The sequence below is a fragment of the Microcoleus sp. M2_D5 genome (assembly GCF_036701935.1).
GTDB lineage: Bacteria > Cyanobacteriota > Cyanobacteriia > Cyanobacteriales > Microcoleaceae > Microcoleus.
In genome coordinates this window covers 1-11,156 of the sequence record NZ_JAUBRP010000125.1, presented here as the reverse complement: position 1 = coordinate 11,156, position 11,156 = coordinate 1, and the positions used below count along the sequence as shown (strand labels likewise).

General features: G+C 47.7%; 2 protein-coding genes. One reads left to right on the top strand and one right to left on the bottom strand.

Annotated elements, in window-relative coordinates:
* Nucleotides 1–426 precede the first annotated feature (426 nt).
* On the bottom strand, nucleotides 427–5,154 hold the full coding sequence (locus QUA50_RS28275) for a glutamate synthase-related protein (protein ID WP_333259473.1): 4,728 nt from the start codon (nucleotides 5,152–5,154) through the stop codon (nucleotides 427–429).
* Between the two features lie 1,245 nt (nucleotides 5,155–6,399).
* On the opposite strand from QUA50_RS28275, the gene QUA50_RS28270 reads away from it, so the two are divergent.
* Nucleotides 6,400–11,156, top strand: a 4,757-nt coding sequence (locus tag QUA50_RS28270) for an AAA family ATPase (RefSeq protein ID WP_333409751.1), incomplete at its 3' end; no start/stop codon positions are given.

The following is an 11,156-nucleotide window of genomic DNA, read 5'->3' as shown; positions in this document are numbered from 1 at the left end:
TTCGTTGAATCACCCTTATTTTCGCCTGGTTTAATTGACTTTATACTACCCAGTCGTAAAAAACCTACACCTGTCAGCCCCCCAGCCCCCCCTTGCTAAGGGGGGGAGCAAGAGGTTTTTTCGTTGCTTGCTTGGCTTTTCTTACCCCCCCCCAGCCCCCCCTTGCTAAGGGGAGGAGCAAGAGGGTTTTTGAGGTTTTTCGTTGCTTGCTTGGCTTTTTCTTACCCCCCAGCCCCCCCTTGCTAAGGGGGGGAGCAAGAGGGTTTTTCGTTGTTGCTTGGCTTTTCTTACCCCCCCCCAGCCCCCCCTTGCTAAGGGGGGGAGCAAGAGGGTTTTTTGAGGTTTTGTGAACTATCCGTGTAAGTCCGGTAGATGCAAAAAAGGGGCAACTCGCATTGCCCCTCCTTTATTTAACCAACTGGAAAATTACGCTTCCACAGCAATCTTTTGTTCCGAAGCCTCCGGCGAATTCGCTTCACTTGGCGGCACAACTTGCCAGAACTTCGGCAAATATTCCGACCAATTTGCTAAGATATTCTCAGCTTTCTTGCTGCCCGTTCGATCGCGCTGAGCCTCGATCAACTCCTTCAATTGCGCCTCCCCAGCCGCCGTACAAACGCGCTGCACCTTCACAATCTCTCCGTTGACGTGAGCCGGGAAACTGCCATCTTCATCGAGGAAATAAGCCAAGCCGCCAGTCATTCCAGCGCCGACGTTGCGGCCGACTTTTCCTAACACGACGATCGCGCCGCCAGTCATGTACTCGCAGCAGTGATCGCCCGCACCTTCAATCACAGCTTTCGCCATCGAGTTACGCACCGCAAACCGTTCGCCAGCTTTACCCGCAGCCAACAGAGTTCCGCCCGTCGCGCCGTACAAACAAGTGTTACCGACGATCGCATTTTCGGAAGCATCGTAAGTCGCACCAGCCGGCGGTGCGATCGCGATTTCGCCACCGTGCATTCCTTTACCAACGTAGTCGTTGGCTTGGCCTGACAGCACCAGCGTCATCCCCGGCAAATTGAACGCGCCGAAGCTTTGGCCTGCGCTACCAGCGAAGTTGAGGGTGATGTGACCGCTAAAGCCGGTGTTGCCGTGTTGCTGTGCGATCGCACCACTGATTCTTGCGCCCACAGTGCGATCGGTATTCACCAATTTTACACTCTTGCTAACAGTGCCGTGATTGGCGATCGCACTTTGAATCTGGGCATCTGCGAGCAAATCATCGTCTAACACTGGCCCGTTGGTGTGTACGCCGCCGTGAATCAAGAAAGATCGATCGCTCTTAGTATCCGGTAACTTAATCAAACAATCCAAATTAATCGCTTGAGTTTTAGTTAGTTTCACCCCTTCGCGCATTGTCAACAAATCCGCGCGGCCGATGATATCTGCGATCGACTTATAACCCAATTTCGCCAGCAAACTCCGCACTTCTTGTGCTACGAAATAGAAGAAATTAACAACGTGTTCCGGCGTTCCGGGAAACCGTTTCCGCAAGTGTTCTTGTTGAGTTGTCACGCCCACCGGACAACTATTCATGTGGCAAACGCGAGCCATAATGCAGCCTTCTGCAATCATTGCCACCGTGCCGAAACCGTACTCTTCGCCGCCCATCAAAGCGCCTACAATCACGTCCCAGCCGCTTTTAAAGCCACCGTCAACGCGCAGTAAAACTCGATCGCGCAATTTATTTTCCATCAACACCCGGTGAACTTCTGTCAACCCGAGTTCCCACGGAGAACCTGCGTGCTTAATCGAACTCAGTGGCGAAGCACCGGTGCCGCCGTCGTGGCCGGAAATTTGAATTACATCAGCATTTGCCTTGGCGACACCCGCAGCTACAGTCCCGATGCCGACTTCCGACACCAACTTCACCGAAACTCCTGCTTTCGGATTGATTTGATGCAAGTCAAAAATCAACTGGGCCAAATCCTCGATCGAATAAATGTCGTGGTGAGGAGGAGGCGAAATCAGCGTGACACCCGGTTTCGATCGGCGCAAATAAGCAATGTACTCGCTCACTTTCGGCCCCGGCAATTGGCCGCCTTCACCCGGTTTCGCACCTTGTGCGATTTTAATTTCGATTTGTTCGGCGTTCATCAGGTACTCTGGAGTCACGCCGAAACGTCCCGAAGCTACTTGTTTGATGGATGAAGAAGCTGTATCGCCGTTCTGCAAACCTTTCAAGTGAGGTAGCGTTTGTGAGAAACCCGCCGCGCTCACATCGTCTAGCACTTTGTAGCGCACCGGGTCTTCGCCGCCCTCGCCGGAGTTCGATTTGCCGCCGATTCGGTTCATCGCAATCGCGAGAGTTTCGTGGGCTTCCGGGGACAAAGCGCCGAGGGACATACCGCCGGTGGCGAAGCGCTTGACAATATCTGCTACAGATTCTACGTCTTCAATGGGAATGGAAGGACGATCGCTCACAAAATCCAGCAAATCCCGCAAAGCCGTTACCGGGCGATTTTCTAACTGTTTCTTGTAAACCTCATAATGGTCGTAGGCACTTTCACCATTTTTGTCACCTATGGGTGTCATTTTTGGTTCGGCCCCATTGCCGTTACTGTTAGTTTGAGCCTTAAAAGTAGTCACAGCCTTGTGCAAAGCCTTCGCCATTTCCGGGCTGTTCATGTGATATTCACCGCCCCGGCGGTACTGCACGAAGCCGTAATTTTCCAGCTTTTTGAGGTGCAATTCTGGGAAAGCTTGACTGTGGAAAGACATTACCTCGTTAGCCAGTTCCGCCACAGTCAAACCGCCGATGCGGGAAACAGTGCCTTTGAAACCCAAATCGAGCAAATCGCCGCCAATGCCGATCGCCTCAAAGATTTGCGCCCCCTGATAGCTAGCCAGCAGGGAAATCCCCATTTTCGACAAAATCTTCAGCAAGCCGTTTTCCACCGCTGTGCGGTATCTAGCTTGAGCCTGTGCCACGGTAATATTGGGAACTTTGCCGTGCTGCATCAAGTTTTGAGTCTTGGGGTCAGACCACCAAGCGCGCACGCTTTCCAAGGCCAAGTAAGGGCAAACAGCCACCGCCCCGTAACCCATCAAACAAGCGAAGTGGTGAGTGCTCCAACATTGGGCGGTATCCACAACTAGCGAAGTTTGCATCCGCAGCCCGACGCTAATTAAGTGGTGGTGAACCGCACCAACTGCCAGAAAGGGCGGAATATAAGTGCATTCTGCACTCAATCCAACAGAAGATGCGCCTTCTTCCTTCAATGGTCGATCGCTCAAAATCAGAATTCTCGAACCCTCGCGCACCGCAGCCGCCGCCTCTTGACAAAGTTGTTCGACTGCTGTTTTCAAACCAGAAGGCCCGGCAGCAATTTTGTAAAGCGTTGACAATTCGGTTGCGGTGAAAGACTTTTGGTCTTTCAAGAAAGACAGTTCAGCGTCGTTGAGTACCGGGGAATCAATTTTTAGCAGCTTGGCATTTTCCGGGATTGCTTGCAGTAAATTGCCCCGCAGGCCCACATTCATCGTCAGGGACATCACCATCCCCTCGCGCAGGGGGTCGATCGGCGGATTTGTCACTTGAGCGAACCGCTGTTTGAAATAGTTGTACAGCAACTGAGGCTTTTCTGACAATACAGCTAAGGGAGCGTCGTCGCCCATGCAGAAAGTCGGTTCTTTTCCAGAACTCGCCATCTCGACGATTACCATGTCCAAATCTTCGGCTGTGTAGCCAAAAGCAGTTTGGGTTGCTAACAGCGTTTGCGAGTCGAGGGTTGCTGTTTCCGCAAAAGGCTGGGGCTGCAAGATTTCGCGGTTTTGTTTCAGCCATTCGCCGTAGGGGTGCCGCTTAGCAATGCGCTGTTTGAGTTGCCAATTTTTGAGAATTTCGTTGGTTTGCAGGTCAACTGCAATCATTTGTCCGGGCCCCAAACGGCCTTTTTCGACAATATCTGCTTCGGGAATATCGACAACTCCGGCTTCGGAAGCGACAATTACCAAACCGTCTTTAGTAATGCAGTAGCGGGCCGGCCGCAAACCGTTGCGATCGAGCGTAGCACCTACTTGTTTGCCGTCGCTGAACACCAGCAGTGCCGGGCCGTCCCAAGGTTCTTGAATGCCGCTGTAATACTCGTAAAAATCGACAATTTCTGGATATGGCGCCAAATCCGGCTGATTTTTGTAGGCTTCGGGCACCAGAATTGTCAGGGATTCTAGGGGGGTGCGGCCGGAGTGCACCAACAATTCCATCACGTTGTCCAAGTTTGCCGAATCGCTGCTTTCGGGGTTGACAATTGGGTTAAACGTGTCGATATCCGCTTGACTCCAATTCGGGTGAGCTAAATTAGCTTGTCGCGCCTTCATCCAGGTAATATTGCCCAACAGCGTGTTAATTTCCCCGTTGTGTCCCAGCAAGCGCATCGGCTGGGCTAAGTGCCAGCGGGGCATGGTGTTGGTGCTGAAGCGCCGGTGATAGACGGCAAAGGAGCTTTTATAAGCGGGATTTTTCAGGTCAGGGTAAAATTCTGCCAGTACGGCCGATCGCACCATGCCTTTATAGACGATCGTGCGACAGGAAAAAGAGCAAGTATAAAAGTCTCGGCGGGTAAAGTTGGGACGATTTGACAGCGCGTGTCCGATGGTGCGGCGCGCCAGAAATAGGTGTCTGTCGAGTTCGTCTCCGGAAGCGTGCGGGGAACTGACAATTACTTGTTCGATTTGAGGTTGATTTTCTAGCGCTTGCTCGCCCAAAACCGATGGTACAATGGGAACTTTGCGCCATCCCAAAAGTTTCAGTCCGCGATCGGTCAGAACTTGCTCAACCACCTGCCGCGCTATAGTCGCTTGAAATTTATCTTGAGACAGAAATAGCATTCCCACGCCGCAGTTTTCTCGTGCGGGAGGCACAATTCCCTGTTCGGCAAACCAAGTATCCAGCAATTCCCAAGGAATCGCGGTCATCAAACCCGCACCATCGCCGGAATCTTGGTCGGCACTGCAACCGCCGCGATGTTCTAAACAAGTTAAAGCTGGGAGCGCTTTTTGAATAATCGAGTGGGTAGCTTCCCCGCTTTGGTTGGCAATAAACCCCACACCGCAGGCATCTCTTTCTTCCACTAACCAGCTTTGGCCGGCGAATGGAGTTCCTCGCTCAGTCTGATGCACGTTTCTGTTTGGATCGATCGTGTTACCCATGTTGATTGAATGTTATTTCCGTGATTGTGTGGTTGATGCGTTTTTATAGCTCGGAGAGAGAAGGCTGCCGAGCGGTGGGAGCCTAGTAAACTTTAAAACAGCATATTGAAAGCTGATTGGATAAAAATTTACGTCGATGCTGCCTGTACTTAGCACTGAAACCCTGTTTGCAGATTTTAAATTATCTCGCTCGCATCGCTTCGGAGATGTCTCCTAGAATACCTTGCTGTTAAAAAGCAGTGATTCTTTGGGCCATCGCCGCCCTGCAACTAGATACATTGCAGGCGATCTAGTTTTTTGTGTGGGTTTTTCCTGAGTTCGGAAGGATAGCCTTGCGGAATCAGGTAGATAGTAACTTTAGCGTTATTTTGCTGGCTGCGCTGTTGAGTTGCTTTCGCCAGCGCCCGCAGACACAAAAGCCACCTGCCCGGTAAGTCGGTAGGTGCAATGTAGCAGCGCGGTTCACAACTGGTGAAACCTGTCTTATTGTGCAGTCAACTCTCAAGCCGCGAACATTAAGTGTATCAAGAAACTGATAAAATTTCACCGATTACAGTCAGAGTTTGCGCGCCAGTCTTGTAAGCGATCGTCCAGAACCCAGGCTAAGATGCCTAGCCGAAAAAGGTTGACAATTTTCCCTAAGCCTATTTTGTATTTTTATACCCACAAACGTTTTTGACACTTTCTGGTCTCAAGACGCGCTTGATTCTTGATTCGTTGAGGCGATTTGCTGATGCAGATTTTCTAACCGCAACCGTTGCTGAATTAAATCATTTTGCCAAATATTCAAGTCAGACACGGAACTAATACCAAAACTCCTTGTTAATTGACTTAGCTATGCCAGTAATTTTTCACTACAACAGTTCTCAATCTTGGTGAGGTATGCCCTAGACTCTATGCCCGCGGAAGCCTATGCTCGCTTATCAAGCGTGCACCTCATGTTACTGACAAAGGCTATATATTTTTCATCCTATTAATTAGCGTGTTAACTTTCTGTTCAATAATGAACTGCTGTCATTAAATCAGCTTTAGCATCCTTCATTTTCTACTTAGGATCTAATCCCAGACCGACATTTATTACCTCAAATATTAAGTGTTGTTTTTAAAATGGCATTTTCATAATTTGAGCTACAAAGTAGATTAAACTAAGTATAGTTAATCAATAGCACGGCCGATAGAGCGAAAATAGTAGATAGTAACTCTAAAAAGCTTCAGGCTTTACAGAAGCAGTAGGAATAGGTAGGTATGGCTAGCATAACAAATATTTTGCGAGGATATCAGATTAACGAGCAAATATACGCAGGCAATCGAACTCTAGTTTATCGCGGTTGTCGCTCTTGCGATCGGCAGCCCGTAGCGATCAAGCTGCTGCGAAATGACTTTCCCCGCTTCAACGAACTGGTTCACTTTCGCAACCAGTACGTCATTGCTAAAAACTTAGATATCCCTGGCAGTGTCAAGGCATACAGCCTGGAGGCTTACCACAACCACTATGCTCTGGTGATGGAAGACTTTGGGGGAATTTCCTTAAGTAGCTACCTCGCCAGCCTGATGTTCGCCAGCAAGGAACCCCTGAAAGGGCTGCCCGTTAACGAGTTTCTTCCCATTGCCATTCAAATTGCCAACTCGCTGGATGGACTTTACCGCCACCGCGTCATCCATAAAGACCTCAAACCCGCCAACATTTTAATTAACCCTGTCAGCAAACAAGTTAAGCTGATTGACTTCAGCATCGCTTCCCTGTTGCCGCGCCAAACCCAAGAAATTCAAAATCCCAACCTTCTTGAAGGCACTTTACCTTACATATCTCCCGAACAAACTGGGCGGATGAACCGAGGCATTGATTACCGCACAGATTTCTACTCTCTGGGAGTTACATTCTACGAACTGCTCACGAGACAGTTGCCTTTTCAAAGCGAAGATCCGATAGAGTTAGTACACTGTCACCTTGCTAAGCAGCCTATTCCAGTCCATCACATTAACAACAGCGTTCCATTGGTGCTGTCTGAAATTGTTAGCAAACTGATGGCGAAGAATGCTGAAGATAGGTATCAAAGTGCTCTAGGGCTCAAGTTTGATTTGGAAACTTGTTTGTACCAGTGGCAACAAACTGGAGAAATCGCCTCTTTTAAACTAGGGCAGCGAGATTTGTGCGATCGCTTCATCATTCCCGAAAAATTATATGGTAGAGAGAGAGAAGTATTCTCCCTACTGGCAGCCTTCGATCGCGTGAGTGCAGGAAGCGCGGAAATGATGCTGGTGGCTGGCTTCTCAGGCATTGGCAAAACCGCTGTCGTTAACGAAGTTCACAAACCGATTGTCGCAGCTAGAGGCTACTTCATCAAAGGCAAATTCGACCAATTTGGACGCAGCCAACCATTCTCCGCTTTTGTACAAGCTTTTCGCGATTTAATGAAGCAATTGCTGAGCGAAACAGATGCTAAAGTTGAAGAGTGGAAGACTCAAATCCTGGCAGCGTTGGGCGAAAATGCTCAGGTAATTGTTGAGGTAATTCCCGAACTAGAGCGGATTATCGGAGAGCAACCCCCCGCACCAGAGCTGTCGGGCAGTGCTGCCCAAAATCGCTTCAATCGGTTACTCGATAACTTCATTCAACTCTTCACAACCAAAGAACATCCCCTCGTCATCTTCTTAGACGACTTGCAATGGGCCGACTCAGCCTCATTAAAGTTGATTCAACTTTTGACGAGCGATCGCGATCGGCGGTATCTCTTATTAATTGGAGCGTATAGAGATAACGAAGTCAATCCCGTACACCCTTTAGTGCTGACATTATCCGAAATTCAACAAACCGGAGCTACGGTAAACACCATTACCCTCGCGCCGCTCGATTGCGTCAATTTGAATTGTTTGATTGCCGATACTTTAGTTTGTTCTAGAGCGTTGGCTATGCCCTTAACAGAACTGATCGATCGAAAAACCCAAGGCAATCCATTTTTCAGCACGCAATTCCTCAAATCTTTGCATGAAGATGGGCTAATTACCTTTAATTTTGACGAGCGGTATTGGCAGTGCGATATCGCGACAGTGCGAACCTTAGCCCTGACAGACGATGTTGTCGAGTTCATGGCGATTCAATTGCAAAAGTTGCCAATCCAGACGCAAGAAGTTTTAAAGTTAGCTGCCTGCATTGGCAACGAATTCGATATAGCAACGCTGGCGGTAGTTTGTGAAAAATCTTTTTCAGATACCGCAGCCAACTTGTGGCCTGCTTTGCAAGCAGGGTTAATTCTCCCGCTAACAGAAGTTTATAAATTTTTCACTTTCGAGGAGTTAGAATTCAGCAATCAGAATTCAGAAGGAGACAGCAATACTCCTGACTCGTGGTTCCAGAATCCTGAATCGTGTTATTACAAATTTCTGCACGATCGCGTACAGCAAGCAGCTTACGTTCTGATTCCCGACTCCCTGAAACAATCCACTCACCTCAATATTGGTCAACTTCTGTTAATTAATACTCCAACAACAGAAAGGGAAGAGAAAATTTTTAATATAGTCAATCAATTGAATTATGGTGTTGATTTAATTACCGAGCAAACAGATCGTTACCAACTGGCTGAGTTGAATCTAATCGCTGGACGCAAAGCGAAGACTGCTACCGCTTATACAGCAGCACGCAAATATTTAAGTTTTGGCAGGCAAATTCTAGTTCCCGATAGCTGGCAGACTCACTATGAAACAGCCCTGGAACTGCACGTATTAGGGGCAGAAACCGCATATCTGAGCTATGATTTTCAGGAAATGGAGGAATTAGCTGCTTTAGTCCTGCACCATGCCAAAACGCTGCTGGATAAGGTCAAAGTTTATGAAATTGAGCTATCTGCTTGTACGGCGCAAGTCAAACCGAAACAAGCCGTTGAAATGGGGTTAGCAGTTCTCAAACTCTTGGGAATCTGCTTTCGGGACAATCCAACTCCGGCAGATATTCAGCAGGGACTAGAACAAACCGCGTCACTTTTTGCTGGCAAAAAAATTGCGGACTTTATTGATTTGCCAGAAATGGAAAATCTCCAAAAACAAGCCGCATTGCGAATTTTATCAGGTTTAGTTTCTCCTGCTTACATCACGGCTCCACTTCTGCTGCCACTGGTTATTGTCGAAATGGTTAATTTGTCGGTTAGTTATGGGAATGCTCCCTTATCTGCTTTTGCTTACGGCTTGTATGGATTGGTATTAAGCGGTGTAGTTCAAGACATTGAAACAGGGTTTGAATTTGGAAAGTTAGCTTTAAATATTGTTGATTTATTTAATGCTAATTACCTCAAAACAAAAGTATATTATACAGTTGGCGTTCACATCATACATGGTAAACATCATGTTAAAGAAACCATCCCTCTTTTAAAAGAGGGTTACGCCAGAGGACTGGAAACGGGAGAGCTAGAATTGGGATATTCAGCAAAAGAAATCTCTCAATATTCATATTTAATCGGTCGGGAACTCGCGGGACTCGAAGAAGAGGTAACGACCTACTGCAATGCGTTGGTTCAATTTAAACAAGAAGCAGCGTTAAATTATACTCAAATCGTTCATCAGGCTTTATTAAATCTGCTGGGGCGATCGGAAAACCCCTGTCAATTTGTGGGAGATGCCTACAATGAAGAAACAATGCTTCCGTTTCACATCCAAGCCAACGATCGCAACGGACTCCACTATTTTTACTTCCATAAACTGCTTGTGTGTTACCTGTTTGGAGAAACCGAGCAAGCTTTAGAAAATGCTCGGCAAGCCGAACAGTATTTAGACGCGGTGACGGGTATGCTCAATGTGCCGATGTTCTACTTTTATGACTCTCTAGCACGGCTGGGAGTTTGTAGCGAGGTGGGTTCCTCGGAAGAGAAACAAGAACATCTGCAAAAAGTGAAAAGCAACCAGGAAATCCTTCAGAAATGGGCGCATCACGCCCCCATGAATTTCTCTCACAAATGTTACCTAGTGGAAGCCGAACTGTTTCGAGTGCTGGGTGAAAATGTGCAGGCGATGGAGGCATACGATCGCGCCATTTTTCTTGCTAAAGAAAACGATTATCTCAACGAAGAAGCTCTGGCGAATGAATTGGCTGCTAAATTCTACCTGCTATGGGGGAAAGAAAAAGTTGCCCGGGTGTATCTAATAGATGCTTACTATGCTTATGCTCGTTGGGGAGCGAAAGCAAAAATCGACGATCTAGAACAACGCTATCCCGAACTTCTTGCTCCTATCTCCAAACAGGAAAATGCTCGTTCATTCGAGGCAGGTACTACCTCCAATGAGACTTCATTGATTTCTAGTCATCGCCAAACGATTGCTGGGAGTACGAGTACGACAGTAATAGATTTACCAACGGTTATCAAAGCTTATCAAGCTTTGTCTAGCGAAATTAAGCTGGAACAATTGCTCACTACCCTGATGGAAGTGGCGATTCAGAATGCAGGCGCTCAAACAGGAGTATTGATTTTGAAAGAAGAGGACAACTGGAAAATCGCTGTCCACTGTAGCGATCGCCAAGGCTGTCTTCTGCAAGAAACTATTGGGATTGAGGAGAGCGAATTAATTCCCCAGAAGGTCATTAATTACGTCAAACGTAGCAATAAAACCCTAGTTTTCGATGATGTCAAGACTGAATTAATATTTACTTCTGACCCCTATATACAGCACCACCAACCTAAGAGCATCCTATGTACTCCGATTATCCATCAAGGCAAAATGATGGCAATTCTGTATTTGGAAAATAACCTGACGACGGGGGCATTCACCAGCGATCGCGTCGCTCTCCTCAACATCCTCTGCTCGCAAGCTGCCATCTCGCTGGAAAACGCCCGCTTGTATCAGCAATCTCAACAGCTTTATCAACAATCTCAAGATTACGGTCAACAACTAGAACAGTCTATCCACGATCTCAAACAGATGCAACTGCAATTGGTGCAAGGTGAAAAAATGTCTGCTTTGGGAAATTTAGTCGCAGGGGTAGCCCACGAAATTAACAATCCCGTAGGCTTTATCGC